Genomic DNA, 24753 nt, shown 5'->3' on the forward strand with positions numbered 1-24753 from the left:
ATGTCACACTGGACCGTCCCGCGTCGTCACCCTGATGACCACTTCTAAACTCGGCCTCGACAGGGCCAGGCACGACGAACGGCGACAGCAGTGAATTCCGAGCAACGACCGCACTCGACCGACCGGGCCGAACTGGCCCGCCAGTTCGAGGAGCACCGCCCCTACCTGCGCAGGCTCGCCTACAGCACGCTCGGCAGCCTCGCCGACGCCGACGACGTCGTACAGGAGGCCTGGCTACGCCTGCAGCGCCAACAGGACGCGGGTAAGGCGGGCGAGATCGATAATCTGCGCGCCTGGCTCACCACCGTCACCGGCCGGCTCGCTCTCGACTATCTCGGCTCCGCCCGCGCCCGTCGCGAGCAATACGTCGGCGAATGGCTGCCCGAACCGGAGGTGACCACCATCGACGATCCGGCCGACCGGGTCACCCAGGACGAGCGGGTCACCACCGCGCTGCTGGTTGTGCTCGAATCCCTGTCCCCGGCCGAGCGCACCGCGTTCGTGCTGCAGGACGTATTCGGCATGAGCGGCCCGGAGGTCGCCGAGGTGGTCGGCCGCACCCCCGCCGCGGTGCGACAGCTCGCCTCCCGTGCCCGCAAACGGGTCGAGGAGGGCACGCCGCGCTTCCCCGCGTCGGCGGACGAACAGCAGAAGGTGGTTTCGGCGTTCGCGGTCGCTTGGCGCTCAGGCGATTTGAGCGCGCTGCTCGGCGTGCTCGACTCGAACGTCAGCCTCGCCGCGGACGGCGGCGGCAAGGTGCCCGCCATCCGGCAGCCGGTGCGCGGCGCCGAGCTGGTGGCCAAGATGCTGCTCGGTTGGTACCACGCGCCGTCCGCTCAGGGCGCGTGGGGCCGCGCGGTGCTGGTCAACGGCGAACCGGGCCTGCTGGTGTTCGACGGCACGCACACCGGCGTCTTCTCGTTCACCGTCGACGGCGGCCGCATCGTCGCCATCAACGTCATCCGCAATCCGGAGAAGTTGCGCGATCTGCCGACCGAGGGCGACCCCGACTGGTATCTCAACGCGCAGTAGCTCAGCCGACCAGGCCGACCGGCCGCGGCGCCGAATATCCGTGCGCCGCGGCCACCTCCACCGAACGCAGCACGCCCGCGTCGGCCGTCAACCCGTGCGCCAGTTCGGGATTCGCCGAGCACGCCACCTTCCAACCCTGCGTCGCAATGGCTTTCACATAGGGCAGGGTCGCGTTGGTGAGCGCGACGGTGGAGCTGTGCGGCACCGCGCCCGGCATATTCGCCACGCAGTAGAACAGCGAATCCGCCACCCGGAAGGTCGGATTCGCATGCGTGGTGGGATGCGATCCGGCAAAACAGCCGCCCTGATCGATGGCGATATCCACCAGCACCGAACCGGGGCGCATGGCGGCGACCAGCTCGTTCGAAACCAGTTTGGGCGCACGCGCACCCGGCACCAGCACCGAACCGATCACCAAATCGGCTGCCAGCACCGCCTTTTCGAGTTCGGCCGCATTGGAGGCCAGCGTGCTCACCCGGCCGCGGAACCGGGCGTCGAGTTCGCGCAAGCGGGCCAGGTTGGTGTCCAGCACGGTGACTCGCGCACCCATACCCGCCGCCACCGCGGCCGCGTTCGCGCCCGCCACACCGCCGCCGATCACCACGACATCGGCGGGCCGCACCCCCGGCACCCCGCCCAGCAATACACCGGAGCCGCCGAGCGGGGCCATCAGGTGATAGGCGCCGACTTGCGCGCCGAGTTTGCCCGCGACCTCGCTCATCGGCGCGAGCAGCGGCAGCGAGCCGTCGGCGGCCCGCACCGTCTCGTAGGCGATCGCGGTGATACCCGAGCGCAGGATCGCGTCGGTGCATTCCCGCGATGCGGCCAGATGCAGATAGGTGAACAGCACCTGCTCCGACCGCATACGCGAATATTCAACGGGGATCGGCTCTTTCACCTTCAACACCAGATCCGCGGCCCACCAGACCCGATCCGCGTCGGCCGCGAGCGCCGCGCCCTTCGCGGTGTAATCGGAGTCCGCGAAACCGGATCCGGCGCCGGCCCCGGTTTCGATCAAAACCTCGTGCCCGAGCGCCACCAGCTCACCCGCACCCGCGGGCGTCAGCGCGACCCGGAACTCCTGCTCCTTGACCTCCCGCGGCACTCCGATTTTCATACGGTCATCGTGGACCACCGGACCACCCCGCGCCACGACCGCCGCGCCGGTGTCGCACCCTGCCAACACTCGGTCCCATCAGCGATGTTTTTCTGCGCACCGCGCGCAGGCAGGATCGGTGCGAGCGACTCGGCGCTCCCCGATGCGACGACCACCTAGCGCGATCGCAGCCCGAGGCGATACACAAGTGGCCCCATCGCAGCAGGGTTTTCCGCACCGCGCAGCCCCGAGCGAAATAAGAACAGCCCATCGCGGTGGGCACCGCGCAGAGCCCCGATCGGCAATGCGCGGATGCGCGCGCACCTCAGTGTTCCGGCTGGGGCAGCAACCACGCCAGCACGATCGCGACCAACGGGACGAAGCACAGCACAGTCAGCACAGCCTGCGGGCCGTGCGCGTCGGCGATCGCGCCGAGCACCGGTGCGGCCAGTCCGCCGATGCTGATGGCCAGTCCGAGGGTGACCCCGGCGGCGGTGCCCGGGCGGCTGGGCAGATAGTCCTGCCCGAGTTTGACCAGCACCGCGAACGGAATATTGGTCGCGATACCGGCGAGCACCGCGAACACCAGTCCCAGCTGCGGATTGGGTATCACGCGCAGTGCAACGAGCGCGGGAATCGCTGCGACACTGCCGATTTGAATGGTGCGCAGCATGCCGAGCCGGTCGGCGAGCCTGCCTCCGGCGAGGGTTCCGCCCACGCCGCCGACCAGGAATGCCGTCAGCGCGACGCCGCCCAACGACTGTGACGCGCCCAGATGCCGGATCCAGTACAGCGCGATGAAGGTGTTCACGCCGAAGGCGATGACCGACCGGACCACCGCCAGCGCGCTGAGCATCAGGAACGGCACCCACCGATCCCGGCCGGTGACGGCTTTGCCCGCGGCGGCCTGCTCCACCTGCCGCAGCTGATGCCGCCAGAGCAGGAATCCCATCAGCACCGCGGGCGGAATGAATATCGCCGTCGCGCCGACACCCCAGGCCACCAGCGCGGGCGTCGCGAGCGCCGGCGCGAGGAAGAAGCCGATGCTGCCGCCCACCGCGAAAAGGCTCATCCCGGTGGCGCTCGCACCAGCCGCCCGTCGCGCGTCCCGGCCCGCCGCCGGATGGAATGCGGCGACGCCGACGCCCGAGAGCAGCAGCAACATCCACACCAGCAAATAGCCGGGCGCCAAACCCGCGAGCCCGGCCCCGAGCCCGGCCAGGCTCATCCCGGCCGGAGCCAGCCAGAGCAGCCGACGCCGATCGGCGAGCACGCCCAGAATCGGTTGCGGCAGTGAACTTCCCAGCGTCGCCGCCAACGCGAGCCCGGAGGCGGCGACGTAGCTGTAGTGCCGCTCCAGCACGAAGAACGGAATGCTCGCAGGCACCAGTCCCTGATAGAAATCGTCGACCGCGTGCGCGGCCACCCAGTAGCGCATCCGGTGCAAGAGCGCCCAGCGGCCCGCCGCAGGCGTGACCGCGACCTGTGTTGCCATCACCAACCCTCCATTCGTCCCACGAATCGGAGCGTAGGTCGGCGACGACCGGGCGGGCTTCCGATAAAATGCCAATTCATGTCGATAATCGGCCACGAGCCGGTGCTCAGCAGCGAACTGCCCGCGGCGACCCGGACCCGCACGGTGCAGGCGGGCGACCGCATCGAGCGGCATCGGCATCCCGAACATCAGCTCGTCTATCTCAGCTCCGGCGTCGCCGAAATACGCACCGCGGGCGGCAGCTGGCTCGCGCCGACGGACCGGGCGATCTGGATTCCCGGGGGTTACTGGCACGAACACCACTTCTACGGCCCGACCAGATTCCACACGGTGGCCTTTCCGCTGGACCAATCCCTAGGCGGCACAACGCCTTCGGTACTAGCGGTGCATCCGCTGCTGCGCGAGCTCATCATCGCGTGCTCGATGCCGGGCCCGCTGCCGGAACCGGAATTGCGGCGGATGCGGCAGGTGCTGCTCGACCAGCTCAGGCGCAGCACCGAACAACCGCTGCGCCTGCCCGTCGCCACCGATGAAAGGTTGCGCCGGGCTTGCGAATTGATCGAAGACGACCTCACCGTCGGCTGGTCGCTCGCCGAGCTCGGCCACCGGGTCGGCGCGGCCGAGCGCACGCTGTCCCGCCTGTTCCGCACCGAATTCGGGATGACCTATCCGCAGTGGCGCACCCAGCTGCGCCTGCACCGCGCCGTCCAACTGCTGGCCGACGCGGTACCGGTCACCGTGGTCGCACACCGCTGCGGATGGGCGACTCCGAGCGCATTCATCGACGTCTACCGCCGCACCCTCGGGCATACGCCGGGCTCGTATCGCAGTGCGCGGGAATCGGATTCGCCGTCGACCTACGCATTGCCCCGACTCACCCGCGAGCCCGGCGCACGGCCACCCCGGGGACGAACGATCGCCCCGGAGCCCGATTCCCCGCCCACACACCGGTCACCGGAGTGATATCCGAGGCTACCAAACGAAAAACGTTGCGCGACATCAGTTTCGGATCACACAGTGAATACCTTGCCCAGCGGCGGGACGTGCAGTTGCGTGGCACGTCCGGCGTAGCCGAAGTTCCGTTCCAGGTAGTCGAGCGATTCGCTGAAGTGCGCCCATCCCTCGGCGTGGATCGCGATGATCGCCGCGTCGCCGAGCAGTTCGGCGGCCTCGACCGCGGTGCGCCCGTTGAGGGTCAGATCGATATCGCCGAACCGGCCGACGTTCGCCGCGCCGACGTTCAGGATCGCGATATCGATCCGCTCGAACCGCTCGGCGATCTGCCGGACCAGGTCCACGGAGGCATTGTCGCCTGAGACGTACACGGTGGGCTGTCCGTCGGCCTGTAGGACGAATCCGGTGACCGTGCCGGTCAAGGGTTCGCAACCTTCCGGCCCGTGCAGCGCGGGCACCCAGGTGACCGTGACGTCGCCGAGCCGCACCGACTCCCAATTCGCCAGTCCCCGAACGCCGTTCATCCGTCCCGCGGCCTCCGGTGTGGACAGTACGGTCTCGACGGCGCCCAGGAATTCGCGCCCGGATTCGTCGAGGTTGTCGGCGTGCTGGTCGTGCGAGAGCAGCACCACGTCCACCGGCCCGATCTCGTCCACCGGCACCGCGGGCCCGGTGAGCTTGTGCAGCCTGGAGCCGCCCTGGTAGTCGCGCGGCTCGTCGAAGGTGGGATCGGTCAGCCAGGTCAGCCCGCCGTATTCGAAGCGCAGGGTCGGCCCGCCGATGTGCAGGGCCGTCAGCTGGACGTTGTTCGTACTCATGAGATGAATCCTGCGCCATCGCGGATCCACCTCAAAAGTGGCCCGCAGGCCGCCTAGCGCTAAGATCGGGCCATGCGTACCGTGGCCGTACTCGCCTTCGACGGCAACAGCCCGTTCCATCTGTCCGTGCCCGCGCTGGTGTTCGGCCGCATCGGGGTGGAAGGAAAAGCCCCCTACCGCATCGAAATCTGCGCCGAACGCCCCGGAAGCCTTTCCACCCCGGCCGGATTCGAGATCGTCGTGCATCACGGGCTGGAGAGCTTCGCCACCGCCGATCTCGTGGTGATCCCGAGTTGGCCACGCGGCCGAGATATCTCCGACGAATTGCGCGCCGCACTGCACGGCGCGCACGCCCGCGGCGCCCGCATCGTCGGACTATGTCTCGGCGCCTGGGTGATCGCGGCCAGCGGCCTGGCCGACGGCCGCGAGATCACCACCCACTGGGCCTCCGCGACGGAATTGGCCCGCGCCTACCCGGCGGTCCGGGTGCGCGCCGACACGCTGTGGACCGATCTCGGCGACGTCGTCACCTCCGCCGGCGTCGCCGCCGCACTCGACTGCTGCCTGCACCTGGTGCGCGCCGATCTCGGCAGCCGGGCCGCGACGGAGCTGGCCCGATCCCTGGTCACCGCGCCGCACCGCAGCGGATCTCAGGCGCAATACATTCCCGTCGCGGTGCCCGACGCCGCCGACGACGACCCGATCGAGCGCGCGATGGTCTGGGCCAGAACACATCTCGGCGATCCCATCGACCTCGACGGCTGGGCGGCGGTCGCGCTCATGTCCCGGCGCACCTTCACCCGCCGATTCCGCGAACGCACCGGCGACAGCCCGCAGCAGTGGCTGCTGCACCAGCGCGCCGACCGCGCCCGCCTGCTGCTGGAATCCACCGACGACACCGTCGACCGCATCGCCGCGGAAACCGGTTTCGGCACCGCCGTCAGCCTGCGCCACCACTTCCACCGCATCCTCGGCACCAGCCCGGCCGCCCATCGCGCGCTGTTCTCGTCCCGCCTCCCCGTGGTTTCAGGCCAGACTCGTGTGCCGCAAGATTTGCGTTGGCGGCCGGCGGTAGGACCGTGAGCGAGTTAGCCCGTCCCCGGCGAGTTACCCATGTCCTTGCGAAATCAGCTGTTACGTCAGGCCCATTGCCGCCGTCCGGTCATCGCGGGGTGGGCTGCCCTGCCGCTTACCGCTGCGGAGCACACCGCTAGGTTCTTGACATGCAGCTCGAGGTAGGCGGGTTCACGCCGGAAATTGACGAGGGCGCCTGGCTCGCGCCCAATGCGACGGTGATCGGACGCGTGACGCTCGCCGCCGAGGTCAGCGTGTGGTATAGCGCGGTGATCCGCGGCGATATGGAGGCCATCGCGATCGGTGAGCGCACCAATATCCAGGACGGTTGCGTACTACACGCCGACCCCGGCTTCCCGCTCACTGTCGGCAGCGGAGTTTCGGTGGGGCACAACGCGATCCTGCACGGCTGCACGATCGGCGACGATGTCCTGGTCGGCATGGGCGCGACCGTGCTCAACGGCGCGGTGATCGGCGCGGGCAGTCTCATCGCGGCCAATGCGCTGATTCCGGAGGGCGCGCAGATCCCGCCCGGATCCCTGGTCGCGGGCGTGCCGGGCAAGGTGCGGCGCGAGCTGAGCGAGGCCGAGCAGGACGGCATCCGGCTCAACGGCGCGGTATACGTGCACAACATGGCGAATCACCGGGCCGCACGGACGGTGTGACTCAGCGCACACAGGTCGGACGTCCATTCGGAATCATTGGTAACATGCTGCCAGCGTTCCCGGTGGCCACGGGGCTTGCGCCGAATCCGCCGGGAGGTGGGAACGCGAGCGTGCAGGGCAGGAGGTTTCACGGTGGCGTACGGGCAGGACAGTATGCACCGGCCGGTGGGGCGGATCAGCGTGGCCGATATCGCGGCCCAACCTGGTGGCATCGAGGCATTACAGCGTAGGGTTCACGAATTACGGTCCCGCGGCGTCGATTTCGCGGCCAATGCGATCGAGCAGGAAATGGTGGCGCTGGATCTTCCGCGTCCGTGACGGGCCGTTCGGCCCGGAACTCGGCTCCAGCCATCCCCCCGGATGAAATAATGAACGGCAATCATCCGCACCGTCGCGCGCCGCATCCCCGGGGATCGGCTGCCGCGCCGAATGACTGGAGAGCCGATGCCGACCGTTCCGCCCATGCTGCAGCGCATCCTCGACAAACCCGTCGCCGACGGTGAAAAGCTGTTGGAGAGCGCGCTGTCGGCGTTCCTGGACTTCGGCATCAAACGCACCAGCATGGGTGAGATCGCCCGCCGCGCCGGAATCAGCCCGGCCACCCTGTACCGCCGCTTCGAATCCAAGAACGAACTCGTCGAGGCGGTCAGCGTGCGCGAGGCGCAGCGCTTCGTCGCCGAGATCGACAAGCGGGTACAGGGTGTCCAGGGCAGCGACGAACAGCTGGTGGAGATCTTCGTCGCCTTCATCACCGCCATCGCGGGCAACGAGCTGCTGCGCAGGCTGCTGCGCACCGAACCCGAACTCATCCTGCCCCGGCTCACCACCGACGCCGGGCCGGTGCTGGCCGTCGGCCGCGGCTACCTGGCCGAAAAGCTGCGGGAATTGCGCGACGCCGGTGGCGTCGACGATTTCGACGCCGAGCTGGTCGCCGAAATCATGGCGCGCCTCGCGCTTTCGCTCGCGCTGACCCCGGACGGACTCATCCCGATCGAGGACGCGGAGGCCGGGCGGAACTTCGCGCGGCGCACCCTGCTGCCCATGGTCGGGGTGCGCACCTCGGCCTGACCGGATTCACCGTAGGCCGAAGGCGGCCGACACCCGCTCATCGAGTTCGCCGAGCGCTGCCGGGTCCGGCGCCGCCGAACCATCGGCGAGATCCCTTGCGAGGGCGATGATTTCGGCCGCGGACGACGCTGCCGGATCCGGCAGCGGCAAGCGGGAAACGTATTGCGTGATCCATCTGCGCCGCCCCGAATAGAGGCGGTTGCCGCACACCGCGTCGTAGAACCGCAGCCCGAGCGCCGAATTCGCCACACCCATCAGCAGATACGCGAGCCGTTCCGCATCGCCGGCCTGCGCCAGATCGGTCAGCGATATCCAATAGCAGTCCCCATTCACCACCGCACCCGAACGGTCGAGCGCGAACCGCGGCCGATCGCTGATATCCGGGAACACCACCTTCGGCGTCCGCCACAGATGCGGACGCTGCGGCACCCAGATCTCGAACCACTCCCGCCCGCCGGCGATCACATAGCCGCGGGCCGCCAACGTATCCTTGTGCGTCCGCAAATACTCTGCCGCACAAGGGAATTCCGCCAGGTCTATCGGCGTGCGCACCGGCCGCGCCGTATCATATGGATACAACACCCTGGTGTCACCGGCCCGGCGCACCCGCCACGCCGCCACATCGTCGTGAGTTATCAGCGCCAGCAAGAGATCGGCCTCCGGCCGCGGCACCCGCTCCCCCCACCGATCCGAGATGAACACCCGATCCGCGGTCGTCTTGATCCCCACCCGAATCCGCCCCACCTCCCCGAACGTCCGCCACGTCCGCGCCCCGATCCGCCCAAGCCACGCATCCACCTCCGGCCGCGACATCCGCCAAGCCCCCTCACCCCCGACCCGCACAACCGCAGGACGCAACACATCGCCCGGCCGCACAAGCTCACGGCCGGAAACCGCTGCGGCAGAGACTTCGTCGCTCAGTTCCGCTGAATCCACTGCCTCAGCGCCACCGGTCGGCTCGGCTGCCGCGCTCCCTGGCACCGCGAATCCGCCGGAAGCTCCTGCGGCACCGGCATTATCGTGCGACTCGCTCGAATCGCTTGTCGCGGGCGGATTCCCATCGCCGCTCTGCGAACAAGACTGTGCAGGCGACAGATCGGTCGTAGCGGCAGCGCTCATCCGCCCGAGCTCGCCGGTCGCCAGCAGGCCGACCTCCACCGCGAAGACCCGGCCGTTGTGCGCGACGACACTGCTGCTCTCGGCCACCAATGCCTCGAAAAGGTCTGCCGCGCAGGCGATGCCGGTCGGCGGAATCTCGTATGCCGAGACGTAGCGGCAGGCGCGTGTGACCTCGCCGCGCGTCGCGATGGTCACGGCGGGCAACACCGCCGCCTCGAACAGTTTGGTGTCGCCGAGGTCGTACAGTTCGACCGGCGCCAATTCGGTGAGCAGCAGCCTGCGAATATTGGCGCCCGCCTTGGTCGTGAGAAACCGGTTGGCGCACAGCAATCCGAGCACACCGCCCGGTTCCAGCAGCCGGGGAATGGTCGCGACGAACGGGTGGGTCAGATCGATCCGGCCGCGCAGCCCGAAGCGCTTGGCCAGCAGCTGCGCGGTCGCGCCACCCAGCTGCTGGGTCCGGACATACGGCGGATTGGTGATGATCGCGTCGAACGAGCCGTCCGCGAGATCCGCCGAGTCGAGTAGGAAATCGCCTGTGTGCCAATCGATCTCGATCCCGGCCTGGTCCGCACGGTCCCGCGCGACCTCGACCGCCGCCGGATCGAGATCGCAGCCGAGCAATTCCAGCCGCAGCCGAGGCAGCCGGGCCGCCGCTTCCGCGCACACCGCGAGCAGCAGTTCCCCGTCACCGCATGCCGGATCGAGCACCCGTAGCGCATCGGCCCGCCGCGGGTCGGACACCGGAATATGCGCAAGCAACCGCCGCGCCAGGAACCGCGCCAGCGCGGGCGGCGTGTAATGCCGACCGTGCCGCTTCCGGTCCCGCCCGCCCGAGGCCTCGGATGCCATCCCTGGATTCTGCCGGGCCGCCCCCTATTCCGCGTTACGACGCGGCCGGAGAATACTGTGGGCGACCCCGGACGCCACCGACCTCGCCTCAGCCCACCTAGGACCCGCGATGAGCGCAACCGACCCGGTCTTCAGCCACGCCCACATCCTGTTCACGGCCGTTGTCACCGCCGCGATCACCGCACCCTTCGCTGTCTGGCGGTTGGGCCGTGCGGGTTGGATCGATATCGTCGGCGTCACCATCGTCACCGGGGCGGCCACCTGGCTGTGGCGCACCAGCGCCAACCTGCCCCAGCTCAATACCGACGGCCTACCCGGCTTCTCCGCCAACGACTGGCTCGCCCCGGTACTCACCTACGTGCTGCTCTCGCTGTACGCCGCGCTGCGACCACCACGAGATCTACACCGCTACAACCAAATCCGTGCCATCGCGGTTCTCGTCAGCCTCGCCGTCAACGTCATCACGATCTGATCCGGGCGAACGAGCGATCCCGGGCCGATCCGCGCAACCACCCCTACTGTCCAGCATCCGGCGCGACAGCTTCGACAACTAGCTCCAGGGCGCGACGGTATCCGGCGATATCGATATCCGGTTCCCACGCCTGCTGCAGGATGAAGCCCTGGATGAGGGCCAGGGCAATGCGGGTGATCGCGTCGGCGTCGGCCCGGCCGGTTATCACACCCGCTGCCTGACCGGCCCGGATCGCGTCGAGCGCCATGGTTCGCTGCGCGATGCCCTCGTCTACGCCGGGCCGCATCCGCTCGTTCACCAGCGATTCCGCCCACACCAGCACGCTGACCCGCCGCCGTCGCTGTTCGGCCGGATCGGCGAGCCAGTCGAAATAGGCGTCGAGGAAGGTGCGCAGCGCGGTGCGCGGATCGGCCGCCCGCAGCGCGGTCTGCAGCAGCTCGCGTTCGTGCCGATGCCGTTCGTCGGCGACCGCATCGATGATCGCCTCCTTGCTCGGGTACCAGCAGTAGACCGCGCCTGGACTCAGGCCGGATCGGCGGCAGATGTCCTGCATGGTGGTCGCGTGCAGCCCGCGTTCGGCGAAGCAGTCGAGGGCCGCGTCGATGATGCGCCGCCGCCGCTCCCGTTCCGTCGCGGGCGTCAGGCGGGGCATGCGATCCGCGCCAGCGCCACCCGGTACAGCTCGGAGGCGCGGTCGGCGCGACCGCGCGGGCGAAAGTACCGATCTCCGGCCGCGGCCGTCGACTGCTCCCATATCAGGTCGTATCCGCGGGCGGCCAGGAATGCGCCGAGCCGGTTCGGGTCCAGGCCGAACGTCCATGGCTCGCCGACCCGCGCGACGCCGCGCAGCCACCGCTCGGCCTCGGGAAACGTTGCGGTGCCGTCGATTACACCGGCGTGCACATAGGTGAAGACCAGCATGCCGTCCGGCCCGCCGACCCGGCGCAGCACGGCGAGCGTCCGGTCCACCGCGGCCGCGGTCAAATAATTGGTGACGCCCTCCCACACGAACAGCGTGCGCCGCTCGCCGACGCCGCCCGCGCGCAATGCCGTTGCCAGATCATCGGTTTCGAAATCCACCGGCAGGAATCCGACGTGCCCGGCGTCGACGCCCGCCGCGCGCACGGCCGCCGCCTTCACCGCCTGCGTGCCCGCCCGGTCGACCTCGACGATCCGCGCCCCACGCAGTTCCGGCAATCGCCAAGGCCTGCTGTCGAATCCCGCGCCCAGCACCACGATCTCGCGCACGCCGCCCGCGACCAGTTCGACGATCGTGTCATCGATCAACCGCGTCCGCGCCACCGCCGATGGTCGCGGACCGGGAAAGGCCAGATCGTACAGCCGCGCCACCAGGGAGCCCGCCACCGGAATCCGGGCCATCCCGGCCAGCGCTCGCAACGGCGGGGACAGGAACCGCGTGGCCAAAGGATCGGTGAATAGCCGGGATTCGATGGACCGCGCGGATTCCAGCGCCCGCTGGAATGCCATGGTCTGTGCCGTGAAACTCACCACAAACAGAATATATATTCTGTTTGTATCGCCGTCCAGCGATAGCTGGCACACTCGTCGTATGGGATTTCGTGACCTCATGGCACGAAGTCGGGGGCGGATCCGGACCTGGCTTCGACTGCGCACTGTTCTTCGGCTGGCCGTCTTCGCGATCGCCGCGGCCGCACTCGTCGGATTCGGCTCGATCGCGTGGGTGCGTCATCAGGCGAGCGACGCCGAATATTCGCTCGACAACGTCCCCGCCGCCGAGGTGGCGCTGATTCCCGGCGCACAGGTCTACGGCAACGGCCAGCCCTCCCCCTATCTGGCGGCCCGGCTGGAGCTCGGCCGCCGTCTACTGGAGGCGGGCAAGGTGCGGGCACTGCTGCTGACCGGCGACAACGGCACCAGCACCTATGACGAGCCGTCCGCGATGCGCGGATACCTGGTGCGAAAAGGTGTGCCCGCCAACAAGATAGCCCTGGACTACGCGGGTTTCAGCACCTATGAGTCGTGCGAACGCGCGCACCGGATCTTCGGCGTCCGGCAGGCGATCGTGGTGACCCAGGACTTCAGCCTGCCCAGAACCGTCGCGCTCTGCCGGAATGCGGGCATCGAAACCACCGGCATCGGCGACGACACCCAACCACATAACTTCACCTACGAAAAGTGTTGGCTGCGTGACCAATTGGCGGCGACCAAGGCGGTCTTCGACATGGTGGTCCACCCGGACCCGAAATTCCTCGGGCGCCAGGAGACCACCGTCCGCGACGCGATCAACGCGTCGCCCAGTCCTACCGAATAACGAAGTGGGCCCCGGGAGTACCCGGGGCCCACTTCGTTCCCGCCGAGCCCTACAGCGGAATGTTCTTGTTGTGGCTGGCGCGCGCGGGCGCGGCGGCCAGGGCGGCGGCGATGGTGGACCGCGTCTTCGCCGGGTCGATCACCTCGTCGACGACGCCGATCGCGATGGCCCGCTCGACACCGCCCGCGATGCGCTCGTGCTCGGCGGTCAACCGCTCGTGCAGCGCCTCCCGCTCCTCCTCCGGCGCGGCGGCCAGTGCCTTCTTGTGCAGGATGCCGACCGCGGCCTTGGCGCCCATCACCGCGACCTCCGAACCCGGCCACGCGTACACCGCGGTCGCGCCGAGCGAGCGGGCGTTCATCGCGATGTACGCGCCGCCGTAGATCTTGCGGGTCACCAGGGTGACGCGCGGGACGCGGGCCTCGGCGAAGGCGTGCAGCAGCTTCGCGCCGCGGCGCACCACGCCCTCCCACTCCTGGCCGACACCGGGCAGATAGCCGGGCACGTCGGTGATCACCACAAGCGGGATGCCGAACGAATTGCACAGTCGCACGAAACGCGCTGCCTTCTCGGCACTTTCGGAGTTCAGGCAGCCGCCGAGCCGCAGCGGGTTGTTGGCGAGGACACCGACGGTGCGCCCGGCCAGGCGACCGAGACCGGTCACCATCGAGCGCGCGTATCCGGCCTGCATCTCCTCGAAAGTGGATTCGCCGTCGACGTTGTCGAGCAGTTCGTGCACGATCGGCTTCACGTCGTATGCGCGCTTGGCCGAGGCGGGCAGCATCGCCTTCAGGTCGACATCGCCGTGTTCGGCGGCGACCAGGTCGAATTCACCCTGCTCGGCGAACATCGAGACCAGGCGGCGCGCGCGGTGCACGGCATCGGCCTCGTCGTCGGCGACGATATGGCATACGCCCGACTTCTTGCCGTGCGTCACCGGGCCGCCGAGGGTCTCCATATCGACGTTCTCACCGGTCACCGAGCGCACCACATCCGGACCGGTCACGAAGACCCGGCCCTCCGGGGCCATGATCACGATGTCGGTGAGCGCGGGACCGTAGGCGGCGCCACCCGCGGCGAAACCGAGCACCACGGAAATCTGCGGGACCAGCCCGGAGGCGCGAACCATCGCCTCGAATACCAGGCCGACCGCGTGCAGTGCCTCGACGCCCTCGGCGAGCCGGGCGCCACCCGAATGCCAGATGCCGACCACCGGGATACCGGAATCGATGGCGGTGTCGATGGCGTCGACGATGTGCTTACAGCCCTCGACGCCCATCGCGCCGCCCATCACGGTGGCGTCGGAGCAGTAGGCGACGGTGCGCACACCGTCCACCTCGCCGACGGCGGCCAGCACACCGGACTTGTCACGGGGGTGTAGCGGAAGAACAGTGCCGGGATCGAAGAAGCGCTGCAGCCGGCCGAGTGGATCGCGCGGATCGGTCGCAGTTTCGGCATGAAACGCGGGAGCAATGATGGTCATCGCGTCTTCTCCATCCTCACTGAGTAGGCCGCAACGGCGGCTGCGAAAGTCGAATCCCGGTGGGGCCGAACGCCTTTGGCGTCCGACCCCACCCCGGATCTGTGGTGAGTCGCCCGGTGCGGCCTAGGCCCGACCGAAGGTAAGCGCGACGTTGTGCCCACCGAACCCGAAGGAATTGTTGATCGCGTACTCGATCTCCTGGCGGCGAGCCTCGCCGTGAACCACGTCCAGATCGATCTCTGGATCCTGGTTCTCCAGGTTCAGCGTCGGCGGGACGATCCCGTCCCGGATGCTGAGCACGGTGAGAACCGATTCGAGCGCGCCGACGGCGCCGATCGAGTGGCCGAGCGCCGACTTCGGCGCGTAGATCGACGCGTGATTGCCGACGGCCTTGTTGATCGCGTTCGCCTCCGCGGTGTCGCCGATCGGCGTCGCGGTGGCGTGCGCGTTGATATGGGTGATGTCCTTCTTGGTCAGACCCGCGGTCTGCATCGCCCTGGTCATCGCCCGCGCCGCACCCTCGCCCGACGGCTCCGGCGCGACAAGGTGGTATCCGTCCGAGGTGATGCCCGCGCCGAGCAGCCGCGCGTGGATCGTCGCACCGCGCGCCTTGGCGTGCTCCTCGGTCTCGATGACCATGAGCGCACCCGCCTCGCCGAAGACGAAGCCGTCCCGATCCTTGTCGAACGGGCGCGACGCGCTCTTCGGGTCGTCGTTGCGGGTGCTCATCGCCCGCATCATCGAGAAGGCCGCGATCGGAATCGAATCGATGTAGCCCTCGACGCCACCGGTGACGACCATATCGGCGTCACCCATGACGATCATTCGCCAGGCGTTGGCGATGGCCTCGGAGCCGGACGAGCATGCCGAGACCGGAGTGACCACTCCCGCCCGGGCCTTCAGTTCGAGACCGACGACGGCCGACGGGCCGTTCGGCATGACCATCTGAACAGCCAGCGGCGAAATCTTGCGATAGCCACCGTTCTTCAGTTTGTCGACCGAATCGATCAGCGCGTCGGCGCCGCCCAGCCCGGTACCGATGGCCACACCCAGACGTTCGGGGTCGACCTCCGGGCTGCCCGCGTTCTTCCACACCTCACGACCGAGCACGATCGCCAGTCGCTCGACATAGGCCATGCGACGGATCTCGACTCGATCGAGCAGTGTGTCCGGGTTCACCTTCAGGTGACCGCCGATGCGGACCGGAAGGTTGTATTCCTCGATGAAGGAATCCTCGAGAGCCTCGATCCCGCTCTCGCCGTTGAGGAGTCCCTTCCACGTCGCATCGACGTCACCCGCGATCGACGTGGTCGCCGCCAGGCTAGTTACGACGACGTTGGGGAAGTTCCCGTTCAAGGTGGAAGGAGTGGTCACAGGTTCGGCCCTACTCGGCTTCGTTCTGGAACTTGGCCTTGAGCGCCTCGGCGGCCTCGGCGTTCTCGGACTCGAGCTTCTGGATGTACGCCACCGCGTCGCCGACCGTCTTCAGGCTGGCCAGATCCTCGTCGGGGATCTTCACGCCGTACTTGTCCTCGGTCTGCACCGCGATCTCGACCATGGACAGCGAGTCGATGTCCAGGTCATCGACGAAGGACTTCTCGATGGTGACCTCGGAGGGTTCGATACCCGTAACCTCTTCGATGATCTTGCCGAGTTCCTCGACGATTTCTTCCTGGGTCAGAGCGGCCACTTGGTGGCTCCCTTCTTGTTACTGTGTAGGGCTCTACTGTTTTTCGGGTTGAGACGGACGCTGTTACGTCCGCCCGGTCACAACCATGCGTCCGATGCATGGCCGCGGATGGAAAAGCTAGCCGGACATTCCGAGTCCGGCCAACGCGGGGAGGTCTTCCGGAGTTTTCAGGGCCAATGTCGGCGTGCCCTTCAACTCCCGTTTCGCGATACCGACGAGGGTGCCCGCCGGCGGCAACTCCGCCACGCCCGAAACCCCTGCGGCACGCACGGTTTCGGTGCACAGGTCCCAGCGCACGGGGCGTGTGACCTGGGCGGCGAGCTTATCGATCGCGTCCTGGCCCGAGGCGACCGGCTTGCCGTCGAAATTCGAGAGCAGCGTCCGGTTCGGCTCGTTGGGCACGATCTTGGCTATGGCGCTCGCCACAGCGTCCCGGGCCGGAGCCATGAACGCCGTATGGAAAGCCCCCGCGACAGACAGCGCGCGAACCCGGGCTTTTTCGGGTGGGTTCGCCGCCAGCTCCGCCAGGGCGCCCAGTGTGCCCGCCGCCACGATCTGACCGGCCGCGTTGCGGTTGGCCGGAACGAGGCCGAGCTCGTCGAGCCGGGCGAGCACGGTGGCCTCATCGCCACCGAGCACCGCGGACATACCGGTCGGCTCCAGCGCGCACGCCTTGGCCATCTCCGCGCCGCGGATAGCGGCCAGTGCCACCGCGTCATCGGGTGAGATGACCCCGGCGACCGCAGCGGCGGCGAACTCGCCGACCGAGTGTCCGGCGACGATGGTATCGGCAGGAAGTGAATCCTGCCCGATTTCCGCGTACGCCAGCAGCGCGGCGGCGACCACCAGCGGCTGGGTGACGGCGGTATCGACGATCTCCTCGGCGGTTGCCGTGGTGCCGAGGCGAACCAGGTCGAGGCCCGAGGCCTTCGACCACATGGTGAGGCGATCACTTGCACCGGCAACTTCGAGCCACGGCGTGAGCATGCCGGGAGTCTGGGAGCCCTGTCCTGGGGCGAACAACGCGATCACGCCTCTAAGAAAACACTGTGAGGCCGAACTCACGAGATGTCGACGCGAATGAGGTTTGCGGACCCGTTTTGTGTGAACCCCACAAAACTCCACGTGGGTTGTCCTGATCGACCCAATTGCCGATCGCGTTACAACCCCTCATGTCCCGATGGGACATATGTTGCTTCTGGGGCTGATGTTGACGTTTCGTTACGGGTTCGTGTCAGACGACCTACTGTGGCGGCAATCCGGAGCACGTACGCATCACGCGGATTCATCGGATCGCGGCCCGTGATCTCGCCGATTCGTTTGAGACGGTATCGAACCGTATTTGGATGGACGTACAGCTGACGCGCACACGTCTCGACGGCGCCACCACAGTCCAGATAGGCATCGAGGGTGTCCGCCAGCGCCGAACCGGCAGCGGCCAACGGTAGGACAAGGTACTCGTTCAACGCGTCGATCGCAGCACGATCTCCCAACAAGGCGCGTTCGGGCAACAGCTCCGCCGCATGCACCGGCCGCGGCGCCCCGCGCCAGCCGACAACCGCCTCCATACCGGCCAGCGCCTCCACCGCGCTGGCGTGCGCGGCGCCCAGCGTCCTGGTGGTCGGGCCGATCACCACCGGACCGTCCGAGAACACCTCGGCCAGCAGGTCGGCCAGGAACGGCTGTATATAAGAGGCGTCGCCGAGATGGCCGCTGACCACCATCACCAGCCGGGTGCCCTGCACCACCGCGAGCGCCGCGCGACCGTGCCGGGCCGCGATCGCGTGCACCGCGCCGACCGCCGAGACACCCTCCTCCCGCGGCGGCGTGCCGACCAGCACCGTCGCCGGGGCGGTGGCATCCCAGTTCAATGTCGCGGCCCGGGACAACATGTCCGGACCGGTGTCACCGCGCACCACCGCGTCGACGACCAGCGCCTCCAGCCGGGTATCCCACGCGCCGCGGGATTCGGCCGCGCTGGCATACACCGAGGCGGCGGCGAAACCGAGCTCACGCCCGTATCGCAACACCGCCTCGGTGAGCGCGACCAGCTGACGGTCGTTGCGCGCCAACGCCGGTAGCCACTGCTCGAAGAACTCCATGGCCACCCGGACCATGTCCACGGTCTGGCGCAGCGTCAACCGCCGCGCCAGATCCTGCGGAATCACCTGGAAGGCGTCCAGGCTGAACCGGATATCGCTCTCCGGATCCTGCAGCCATTCCAGGAAGTTCACCACCGCGGTCTGCACCAGCATCTGGACGCCCGCGCGTTGCGCGGCGTCCAGATCGGCGAAGAACGGCAGCCGATCCTGCATCGACCCGACCGCCTCGGTGGACAGGCGGCCCGAGAACTGCTTCACGCGTTTGAGCAGCGTGTCCGGGAGCGGGTCGCGAGTTTGCCGGTTCGGGGAGAGCGCGCCGGTCGGCAGATACACCTCGTGCTCGGACGAGCCTTCGGAGATCCTCCGCGGCCGCGGCGGTTTACGGTCCACCATCCAATAGTCCGCTACGCCAGGTCGTCTTCCGAACCGACCGCCGCCTTCGGCGCGGCGTCCACATCGTCGATGCGGTATTTCGCCGCCGCCTCGACGACCTTGGCCCGGTCGAACTTGCCCGTCCTGGCCAGGCCGGCCAGCGCCGCGACCGCGATCGACTGCGCATCGACATTGAATACGCGCCGGGCCGCGGGCCTGGTGTCGGAGAAGCCGAATCCGTCGGTGCCGAGGGTGGTGTAGTCGCCGGGGACCCACTTGCCGATCTGATCCGGCACCGCGCGCATCCAGTCGGAGGCCGCGATATAGGGGCCCTCGACCCGCGAAAGCGCCTGGGTGACATAGGGGACCCCGACATCGGCGCCCGGATTGCGCAGCGCCGCAATCTCCTTCGCCAGCGCGTCCTTGCGCAACTCACCCCATGAGGTGACCGACCAGACATCGGCCTGCACACCCCACTCCTCGGCGAGCAGCGCCTGCGCGCGCAGACCGTCGGGCACGGTGACGCCCGCGACCAGGATCTGGGCGCGCACGTCGCCCTCCCCCCCGCGCTTCAGCAGGTAGATGCCCTTCAACAGACCCGCGACATCCAGATCGTCCGGCTCGGCCGGCTGGACATACGGCTCGTTGTAGAGGGTGATGTAGTAGAAGACGTCCTCGCCGCCGAAATCGCCCGGCTCCCCGTGCGGATGCGCACCCGGCAGGGTGTTCGGCCCGGAAGGTGTTCCGCCGCCGTACATCCGGCGCAGACCGTCCCGCACGATATGCGCGATCTCGTAGGCGTAGGCCGGGTCGTAGCTCACCACCGCCGGATTGGTCGAGGCGAGCAGCAGCGAATGACCGTCGTTGTGCTGCAGACCCTCACCGGTGAGTGTCGTTCGCCCCGCGGTCGCTCCGAGCACGAAACCACGCGCCAATTGATCCGCGGCGGCCCACAATCCGTCACCGGTGCGCTGGAAACCGAACATCGAGTAGAAGATGTACAGCGGGATCATCGGCTCGCCGTGCGTGGCGTACGAGGTGCCCGCCGCGGTGAACGACGCGGTCGAACCGGCCTCGTTGATGCCCTCGTGCAGGATCTGCCCGACCGTGCTCTCTTTGTAGGCAAGCATCAATTCCGCGTCGACGGAGGTGTACAACTGCCCATTGCGGTTGTAGATCTTCAACGACGGGAACCAGGAGTCCATACCGAAGGTGCGGGCCTCGTCCGGGATGATCGGGACGATCCGCTTACCGATCTCCTTGTCCCGCAACAGCTCCTTCATCAGGCGGACCAGCGCCATGGTGGTGGCGACGTTCTGCTTGCCCGAACCCTTGCGCACCGAGCGGTACGCCTCGTCGCCGGGCAGTTGCAACGGCTTTGCCGGCGAACGCCGCTCGGGCAGGAATCCGCCGAGCGCCCGCCGCCGGTCCAGCATGTACTGGATCTCCTTGGCGTCCTTACCGGGGTGGTAGTAAGGCGGCTTGTACGGGTCGCGCTCGAGTTCGGCGTCGGTGATCGGAATCCGTTGCAGGTCACGGAAATCCTTGAGGTCCTGCAGCGTCAGCTTCTTCATCTGATGCGTGGCGTTGCGGCCCTCGAAATGCTTGCCGAGGGTGTAGCCCTTGATGGTTTTGGCCAGGATCACCGTCGGCTGACCCTTGTGCGCCATCGCGGCCGCGTACGCGGCATACACCTTGCGGTAGTCGTGCCCGCCGCGCTTGAGATTCCAGATCTCCTGATCGGACATGTTCTGGACCAGCGCCTTCGTCCGCGGGTCGCGCCCGAAGAAATGCTCGCGGACATACGCGCCGTCGTTGGCCTTGTAGGTCTGGTAGTCGCCATCGGGGGTGGTGTTCATCAAATTCACCAGTGCCCCATCGCGATCCGCGCCGAGCAGCGCGTCCCACTCACGGCCCCAGATGACCTTGATCACGTTCCAGCCCGCGCCGCGGAAGAACGACTCCAACTCCTGAATGATCTTGCCGTTACCGCGCACCGGACCATCGAGCCGCTGCAGGTTGCAGTTGATCACGAACGTCAGATTGTCCAGGCCCTCCATCGCCGCGACCTGGGCGAGGCCGCGTGACTCCGGCTCGTCCATCTCGCCGTCGCCGAGGAACGCCCACACATGCTGATCCGAGGTGTCCTTGATACCGCGATCGTGCAGGTAGTGGTTGAACCGCGCCTGGTAGATGGCGTTCATCGGGCCAAGACCCATGGAAACCGTTGGGAATTCCCAGAAATCGGGCATCAGACGCGGATGCGGATACGACGGCAGACCGTGGCCGAGACCGCCGTTGCTGTACTCCTGGCGGAACCCGTCGAGGCGATCCTCGCCGAGCCTGCCCTCCAGGAACGCGCGCGCGTAGATACCCGGCGACGCGTGACCCTGAATGTAGATCTGATCGCCGCCGCCGGAATGGTTCTTACCGCGGAAGAAGTGGTTGAAGCCGACCTCGTACAGCGCCGCCGACGACGCGTAGGTCGAAATGTGGCCGCCCACACCGATACCCGGACGCTGCGCGCGATGCACCATGATCGCCGCGTTCCAGCGGATCCAGGCCCGGTAGCGCCGCTCCACCTCCTCGTCGCCGGGGAACCACGGCTCGTTCTCGGTCGGAATGGTGTTCACATAGTCGGTCGATGTCAACGCGGGGATGGCGACCCGGCGCTCACCGGCCCGCTCCAACAAACGGAGCATGAGGTAGCGCGCGCGACCCGGACCCTCCCGGTCCAGCATCTCGTCGAACGACTCGAGCCATTCGCTGGTTTCCTCCGGATCGATATCCGGTAGGTAGGACGCCACCCCTTCGCGAATAACCCGCACCCGGCCGGCCGGCTGCGGCGATCCGTTCGGATCACGAGCCTCCGGGCCGGAATCGGACGCAGCGGGTTTCGCTGGAGCGGAAGAGTGGATCAGGTCGGTCAAATCTGCTCCTCGTACAAGGGGGTTCGGACATGCTGATGGCGTCTGTATCCCCGGACTACCCGCGTGGTTGGCGGATCATCCGTTACGAAAGGTTCGGGCGCACCCTCCATCCTTGCCGATGATGTGGCCCAGGTCATCACGTGCCCCCGGAAATGCAGTACCGTGACGCGCGCAACCGTGAGTCAGCCACCGTAGAGCAAGCCGCCGAAAACTATGGAAGCGGGGAGGACGAATACATGCTGAGCCCACGCGGGTTCGGGTTGGTGTGCGCGGCCGGGGCGATCGTCGTCGGAGTGATCGTCGCGGGTTGTTCGAAACAGGTCGACGGCATCGCCGGGCCGAGTCCGGCGGATCTCGTGGCGTACCGCAGCGACGCCTCATCCTCGTCGCAGGCCGCGACCTCGTCGAAAAAAGCGGCGGCACAAGCAAAAGCGATCGGCGACAACTGCGATCAATTCCCCACCACCACCGGTGTAGGGGTGGCCAAATACAACGAGTTCGTCGACGCGCACGACGCCAACGCCGCCGACTACCTGCCCAAGCGGGAACTGGCGGCGAGCACCCTCGACGAGGCGGCCAGGAAGGTGGAAACCGGCGTGAACGACGCCGCCGACGCGCTGCCCGAGGATATCGCCGCCAAGTTCAAGGAGTACGTCGCCGCGGCGCGCGGCCTGGCCGCCGAAACCAGGAAGATGACCTACACCGCATCGGTGGATCCACTCAACGCCGCCAGCCGCCGGGTCAACGACGCGCGCAACGCCGTTCGCGATGCCTGCCCGAAAAAGTAGGCCGATAAGCCGCGCTGACATGGTGTTCAGCGACACTCACAGCTCGCTCCCGCGCGACATTCGGTGGGTAATTCGCCCGATCGGCTTGCGCTGGAGCGCTTAACCATGTTCGCTTGCAACTACCTACTGTCGGGAGTTGAGGAGGACACCACCGTGGTCGCCGCGGCGGACGCGCAGAACTACGCTCAGAAGCTTGGCATTACACACGGCATGGTGGTCCAGGAACTGGGCTGGGACGAGGACACCGACGACGACATTCGGGCCGACGTCGAGGACGCCAGCGGCGGGGAAATGGTGGACGACGAAACCGACGAGGTGGTCGACGCCGTCCTGCTGTGGTGGCGCGAAGGCGACGGCGACCTCGCCGACGAGTTGATGGGCATTGTCAGCCCGCTCGCCGACGACGGATTCGTCTGGGTTCTCACCCCCAAGACCGGACAACCTGGCTATGTCGATCAGAGCGAAATCGCCGAAGCCGCCGAAACCGCGGGACTGACCTCGACGTCGGCTGTGACACTCGGAGGTTGGAGCGGCAGCCGCCTCGTCCAGCCGAAGACGCCGACGAAACAGCGCTGACCCGTTCGCTATGGTGTCGCCGGGCGGCTTCGGCCGCCCGGCGCTCACCCCACCCCGCCGGGTGCAGGCCCGACACGATGGAGGATTCGCGATGCCGCTCGAAATTGGCACGGTCGCGCCGGATTTCACGTTGAAGGACCAGAACAACCAGGACGTCACGCTGTCGGACTTCCGCGGCCAGAAGAATGTGCTGCTGGTGTTCTACCCGCTCGCGTTCACCGGCATCTGCCAAGGCGAGCTATGCAAGGTCCGTGACGAACTACCCAAGTTCCACAACGACAACGCCGAAATCCTCGCCATCTCCGTCGGCCCGCCACCCACCCACAAAATCTGGGCCGCCGAACAGGGCTACCTGTTCCCGCTCCTGTCCGACTTCTGGCCGCACGGCGCCGTCGCCCAGTCCTACGGCGTCTTCAACGAAAAATCCGGCTACCCCAACCGCGGCACCTTCGTCGTCGACAAGTCCGGAATCATCCGATTCGCCGAAATGAACGGCCCCGGAGAGCCTCGTGACCAGGCGGCTTGGGAGAAAGCGCTCGCCGCGCTAGATTCATAGACCGTTGCCCGCCGGATTCGGCGGACTCCGGGCGTATAGCTCAGCGGTAGAGCTCTGGTCTTACACACCAGCGGTCGGGGGTTCGAACCCCTCTGCGCCCACCCGATCGAAGGCGTGCCCTGCTTGGCGGGCACGCCTTCGGTGGGTTCGATCATCGTCGTGTTTTGTGGGGGCCAAGCCCCCACACCCCAGCCGGGGGCGAGCCCCCGGACCCCCTAATCCTGGGTCGCCTACCCGACGCCGTCGCTACGTCCCTCGGACCGCCCACGCGGGGTCGCCTATCCGAGGACTCTTCCGTTCCGGAGCCCCACGCCTCACCCGGCGGGGCTACGCCCCGGGACCCCCACCCCCTGGGTCGCCTACCCGACGCCGTCGCTACGCCTCCCGGACCCCCGATTTTGTGGTCACCTTTTGTGGTGAAGTCGGCTGCCCGGGGCGTTCGGGCTGGGAAGCGTTAGGCCCACTCTTGAGATGCAGGTCGATAGCGGCTTTCGTGGGGCAATCCTGACGATTCCACCGAGTCCGTGGGGCAAACATGGGGCACGAGGCTCATCAGACGAGCGTTTTCCCCACATCGGGCGATTGGCTCTCCCCTAGCCGAGGCCATTTCCGCACCTTGTGGCCTGCCGTTGTTGGACGGTGCCTGATTGCCGCCGGTAGAGTTCGATTCATGGGCACTTCAGGGGGAACGCCGCGCTCCAGTCAGTCGTTATCGGTCGTTCCAGATAGCGTCCGAGAGGTTGGCGCCTACATTTATGATCTTGCCAATACCCTCAAATCGGCGCTCGGCTCTGCTGGTCGTGAAGTCGAATCCGTGACGACAGGTAGCTGGACAGGTGATGCTGCTATCGGGTTCAGCACGGGATGGAACGAGGTCAGCGACGGCGGCGAGCAAATCATCTCCGCTCTTACAGAGCTGGCCGAGAAGTTGGGAGTTACGGCCGATACTTACCAGCGCCGCGACCGATCCAACGCCGATTCCCTGTCGAACTCCAGCCTCGACCTACCGCCGCTGTCGTGACGAACCCTTTCACCGTCGACCTCGATGAACTCGAGCAGATCATTGCTCGACTGTCCGGGTTGGCCGCGTTCGTCGCGGACCATCTCGATGAAATTGATAGGCGGGTCGAGACCCTGCGTGGAAGCGGGTGGGACGGTGTTGCCGCAGAAGCGTATTCGGCGGCTCATCAACAGTGGATCTCGGGTGCGCGGGAATTCGCGCAGGGCATCCGCGACATGAGCGATGCGGCCAAGACAGCCCATGGAGCGTACTCCGAAGCCGCGGACGTCAACTCGAAGATGATGCGCAGCGGGTGAT

25 protein-coding genes and 1 tRNA gene are annotated in these 24753 nt (G+C 67.4%); 14 read left to right on the forward strand and 12 right to left on the reverse strand.

Translation table 11 applies throughout. The features are described from left to right. The first annotated feature begins 90 nt into the window (after window positions 1-90). On the forward strand, window positions 91-1032 hold the full coding sequence (sigJ, locus tag LGY53_RS22990; RefSeq protein WP_225728754.1) for an RNA polymerase sigma factor SigJ: 942 nt from the start codon (window positions 91-93) through the stop codon (window positions 1030-1032). Window position 1033: 1 nt separating this feature from the next. Here sigJ and ald read toward each other — a convergent pair whose 3' ends face one another. Both ald and LGY53_RS23000 read right to left on the reverse strand, forming a co-directional pair. After that, window positions 1034-2149, reverse strand: a complete 1116-nt coding sequence (gene ald, locus LGY53_RS22995; protein WP_225728755.1) for an alanine dehydrogenase — start codon at window positions 2147-2149, stop codon at window positions 1034-1036. 304 nt (window positions 2150-2453) lie between these two features. Further along, window positions 2454-3623 carry an MFS transporter gene (locus tag LGY53_RS23000; protein ID WP_225728756.1) on the reverse strand — a complete coding sequence of 390 codons (1170 nt, stop codon included), beginning with the start codon at window positions 3621-3623 and terminating at the stop codon, window positions 2454-2456. Window positions 3624-3701: 78 nt separating this feature from the next. On the opposite strand from LGY53_RS23000, the gene LGY53_RS23005 reads away from it, so the two are divergent. Further along, a complete protein-coding gene (locus tag LGY53_RS23005; RefSeq protein ID WP_225728757.1) occupies window positions 3702-4586 on the forward strand; it encodes a helix-turn-helix domain-containing protein in 885 nt (294 codons plus the stop codon). A 47-nt stretch (window positions 4587-4633) separates the two neighbouring features. Here the strand turns inward: LGY53_RS23005 and LGY53_RS23010 are convergent, their stop codons facing one another. After that, on the reverse strand, window positions 4634-5395 hold the full coding sequence (locus tag LGY53_RS23010; protein WP_225728758.1) for an MBL fold metallo-hydrolase: 762 nt from the start codon (window positions 5393-5395) through the stop codon (window positions 4634-4636). Window positions 5396-5467: 72 nt separating this feature from the next. On the opposite strand from LGY53_RS23010, the gene LGY53_RS23015 reads away from it, so the two are divergent. From LGY53_RS23015 to LGY53_RS23030, 4 genes are all read left to right on the forward strand, one after another. Beyond that, window positions 5468-6478, forward strand: a complete 1011-nt coding sequence (locus LGY53_RS23015; protein WP_225728759.1) for a GlxA family transcriptional regulator — start codon at window positions 5468-5470, stop codon at window positions 6476-6478. A gap of 140 nt (window positions 6479-6618) precedes the next feature. Then, window positions 6619-7134, forward strand: a complete 516-nt coding sequence (locus LGY53_RS23020; RefSeq protein ID WP_225728760.1) for a gamma carbonic anhydrase family protein — start codon at window positions 6619-6621, stop codon at window positions 7132-7134. Window positions 7135-7266: 132 nt separating this feature from the next. Next, window positions 7267-7452 (forward strand): hypothetical protein, encoded by a 186-nt coding sequence (locus LGY53_RS23025; protein WP_167473706.1) that lies wholly within the window; start codon window positions 7267-7269, stop codon window positions 7450-7452. Between the two features lie 126 nt (window positions 7453-7578). After that, window positions 7579-8202: a TetR/AcrR family transcriptional regulator gene (locus LGY53_RS23030; protein ID WP_225728761.1), complete on the forward strand. Its 624-nt coding sequence runs from the start codon at window positions 7579-7581 to the stop codon at window positions 8200-8202. A 6-nt stretch (window positions 8203-8208) separates the two neighbouring features. On the opposite strand, the gene LGY53_RS23035 is transcribed toward LGY53_RS23030, so the two are convergent. Continuing rightward, window positions 8209-10173 (reverse strand): Eco57I restriction-modification methylase domain-containing protein, encoded by a 1965-nt coding sequence (locus LGY53_RS23035; protein WP_225728762.1) that lies wholly within the window; start codon window positions 10171-10173, stop codon window positions 8209-8211. Between the two features lie 109 nt (window positions 10174-10282). On the opposite strand from LGY53_RS23035, the gene LGY53_RS23040 reads away from it, so the two are divergent. Then, window positions 10283-10645, forward strand: a complete 363-nt coding sequence (locus LGY53_RS23040; protein ID WP_225728763.1) for a hypothetical protein — start codon at window positions 10283-10285, stop codon at window positions 10643-10645. Window positions 10646-10688: 43 nt separating this feature from the next. On the opposite strand, the gene LGY53_RS23045 is transcribed toward LGY53_RS23040, so the two are convergent. Then, a complete protein-coding gene (locus tag LGY53_RS23045; protein WP_225728764.1) occupies window positions 10689-11297 on the reverse strand; it encodes a TetR/AcrR family transcriptional regulator in 609 nt (202 codons plus the stop codon). Next, window positions 11285-12154, reverse strand: coding sequence for an SAM-dependent methyltransferase (locus tag LGY53_RS23050; RefSeq protein ID WP_225728765.1), 870 nt, complete (start codon window positions 12152-12154; stop codon window positions 11285-11287). The genes LGY53_RS23045 and LGY53_RS23050 overlap by 13 nt, the downstream gene beginning before the upstream one ends. 79 nt (window positions 12155-12233) lie before the next feature. Between LGY53_RS23050 and LGY53_RS23055 the strand changes: the two genes are divergently transcribed. Then, entirely contained in the window at window positions 12234-12938 is a 705-nt protein-coding gene (locus LGY53_RS23055; RefSeq protein WP_225728766.1) for a vancomycin high temperature exclusion protein, read from the forward strand. Between the two features lie 49 nt (window positions 12939-12987). On the opposite strand, the gene LGY53_RS23060 is transcribed toward LGY53_RS23055, so the two are convergent. From LGY53_RS23060 to aceE, 6 genes are all read right to left on the reverse strand, one after another. Continuing rightward, window positions 12988-14421: an acyl-CoA carboxylase subunit beta gene (locus LGY53_RS23060; RefSeq protein WP_225728767.1), complete on the reverse strand. Its 1434-nt coding sequence runs from the start codon at window positions 14419-14421 to the stop codon at window positions 12988-12990. A gap of 123 nt (window positions 14422-14544) precedes the next feature. Next, on the reverse strand, window positions 14545-15795 hold the full coding sequence (locus LGY53_RS23065; RefSeq protein ID WP_167473699.1) for a KasA/KasB family beta-ketoacyl-ACP synthase: 1251 nt from the start codon (window positions 15793-15795) through the stop codon (window positions 14545-14547). Window positions 15796-15805: 10 nt separating this feature from the next. Next, a complete protein-coding gene (acpM, locus tag LGY53_RS23070; protein ID WP_167473698.1) occupies window positions 15806-16111 on the reverse strand; it encodes a meromycolate extension acyl carrier protein AcpM in 306 nt (101 codons plus the stop codon). 117 nt (window positions 16112-16228) lie between these two features. Next, on the reverse strand, window positions 16229-17143 hold the full coding sequence (locus LGY53_RS23075; protein WP_225728768.1) for an ACP S-malonyltransferase: 915 nt from the start codon (window positions 17141-17143) through the stop codon (window positions 16229-16231). Window positions 17144-17271: 128 nt separating this feature from the next. Further along, window positions 17272-18606, reverse strand: a complete 1335-nt coding sequence (locus LGY53_RS23080; protein ID WP_225728769.1) for a CdaR family transcriptional regulator — start codon at window positions 18604-18606, stop codon at window positions 17272-17274. Between the two features lie 11 nt (window positions 18607-18617). Continuing rightward, complete coding sequence (aceE, locus tag LGY53_RS23085; RefSeq protein WP_308102977.1) at window positions 18618-21413, reverse strand: pyruvate dehydrogenase (acetyl-transferring), homodimeric type; 2796 nt, start codon at window positions 21411-21413, stop codon at window positions 18618-18620. A gap of 338 nt (window positions 21414-21751) precedes the next feature. On the opposite strand from aceE, the gene LGY53_RS23090 reads away from it, so the two are divergent. From LGY53_RS23090 to LGY53_RS23115, 6 genes are all read left to right on the forward strand, one after another. Next, window positions 21752-22303: a hypothetical protein gene (locus LGY53_RS23090; RefSeq protein ID WP_225728771.1), complete on the forward strand. Its 552-nt coding sequence runs from the start codon at window positions 21752-21754 to the stop codon at window positions 22301-22303. 153 nt (window positions 22304-22456) lie between these two features. Beyond that, complete coding sequence (locus tag LGY53_RS23095) at window positions 22457-22879, forward strand: DUF3052 domain-containing protein (RefSeq protein WP_225728772.1); 423 nt, start codon at window positions 22457-22459, stop codon at window positions 22877-22879. Between the two features lie 91 nt (window positions 22880-22970). Next, window positions 22971-23435 carry a peroxiredoxin gene (locus tag LGY53_RS23100; protein ID WP_167473694.1) on the forward strand — a complete coding sequence of 155 codons (465 nt, stop codon included), beginning with the start codon at window positions 22971-22973 and terminating at the stop codon, window positions 23433-23435. Between the two features lie 29 nt (window positions 23436-23464). Further along, window positions 23465-23536 (forward strand) — tRNA-Val (locus LGY53_RS23105). Window positions 23537-24105: 569 nt separating this feature from the next. Beyond that, complete coding sequence (locus LGY53_RS23110) at window positions 24106-24456, forward strand: WXG100 family type VII secretion target (RefSeq protein ID WP_225728773.1); 351 nt, start codon at window positions 24106-24108, stop codon at window positions 24454-24456. After that, window positions 24453-24752 carry a WXG100 family type VII secretion target gene (locus tag LGY53_RS23115; protein WP_225728774.1) on the forward strand — a complete coding sequence of 100 codons (300 nt, stop codon included), beginning with the start codon at window positions 24453-24455 and terminating at the stop codon, window positions 24750-24752. The genes LGY53_RS23110 and LGY53_RS23115 overlap by 4 nt, the downstream gene beginning before the upstream one ends. The last annotated feature ends 1 nt before the right edge of the window (window position 24753 follow it).

It is taken from the genome of Nocardia sp. JCM 34519.1 (genome assembly GCF_020361265.1).
In the GTDB taxonomy this organism is placed as follows: Bacteria; Actinomycetota; Actinomycetes; order Mycobacteriales; family Mycobacteriaceae; genus Nocardia; species Nocardia arthritidis_A.

Bases quoted from the DNA above. Each gene is read 5' to 3' on its own strand.
- ald (WP_225728755.1), bottom strand. From the start codon at position 2,149: ATGAAAATCGGAGTGCCGCGGGAGGTCAAGGAGCAGGAGTTCCGGGTC.
- LGY53_RS23000 (WP_225728756.1), bottom strand. From the start codon at position 3,623: ATGGCAACACAGGTCGCGGTCACGCCTGCGGCGGGCCGCTGGGCGCTC.
- LGY53_RS23005 (WP_225728757.1), top strand. From the start codon at position 3,702: ATGTCGATAATCGGCCACGAGCCGGTGCTCAGCAGCGAACTGCCCGCG.
- LGY53_RS23010 (WP_225728758.1), bottom strand. From the start codon at position 5,395: ATGAGTACGAACAACGTCCAGCTGACGGCCCTGCACATCGGCGGGCCG.
- LGY53_RS23015 (WP_225728759.1), top strand. From the start codon at position 5,468: ATGCGTACCGTGGCCGTACTCGCCTTCGACGGCAACAGCCCGTTCCAT.
- LGY53_RS23020 (WP_225728760.1), top strand. From the start codon at position 6,619: ATGCAGCTCGAGGTAGGCGGGTTCACGCCGGAAATTGACGAGGGCGCC.
- LGY53_RS23030 (WP_225728761.1), top strand. From the start codon at position 7,579: ATGCCGACCGTTCCGCCCATGCTGCAGCGCATCCTCGACAAACCCGTC.
- LGY53_RS23035 (WP_225728762.1), bottom strand. From the start codon at position 10,173: ATGGCATCCGAGGCCTCGGGCGGGCGGGACCGGAAGCGGCACGGTCGG.
- LGY53_RS23040 (WP_225728763.1), top strand. From the start codon at position 10,283: ATGAGCGCAACCGACCCGGTCTTCAGCCACGCCCACATCCTGTTCACG.
- LGY53_RS23045 (WP_225728764.1), bottom strand. From the start codon at position 11,297: ATGCCCCGCCTGACGCCCGCGACGGAACGGGAGCGGCGGCGGCGCATC.
- LGY53_RS23055 (WP_225728766.1), top strand. From the start codon at position 12,234: ATGGCACGAAGTCGGGGGCGGATCCGGACCTGGCTTCGACTGCGCACT.
- LGY53_RS23060 (WP_225728767.1), bottom strand. From the start codon at position 14,421: ATGACCATCATTGCTCCCGCGTTTCATGCCGAAACTGCGACCGATCCG.
- LGY53_RS23080 (WP_225728769.1), bottom strand. From the start codon at position 18,606: ATGGTGGACCGTAAACCGCCGCGGCCGCGGAGGATCTCCGAAGGCTCG.
- LGY53_RS23090 (WP_225728771.1), top strand. From the start codon at position 21,752: ATGCTGAGCCCACGCGGGTTCGGGTTGGTGTGCGCGGCCGGGGCGATC.
- LGY53_RS23100 (WP_167473694.1), top strand. From the start codon at position 22,971: ATGCCGCTCGAAATTGGCACGGTCGCGCCGGATTTCACGTTGAAGGAC.
- LGY53_RS23110 (WP_225728773.1), top strand. From the start codon at position 24,106: ATGGGCACTTCAGGGGGAACGCCGCGCTCCAGTCAGTCGTTATCGGTC.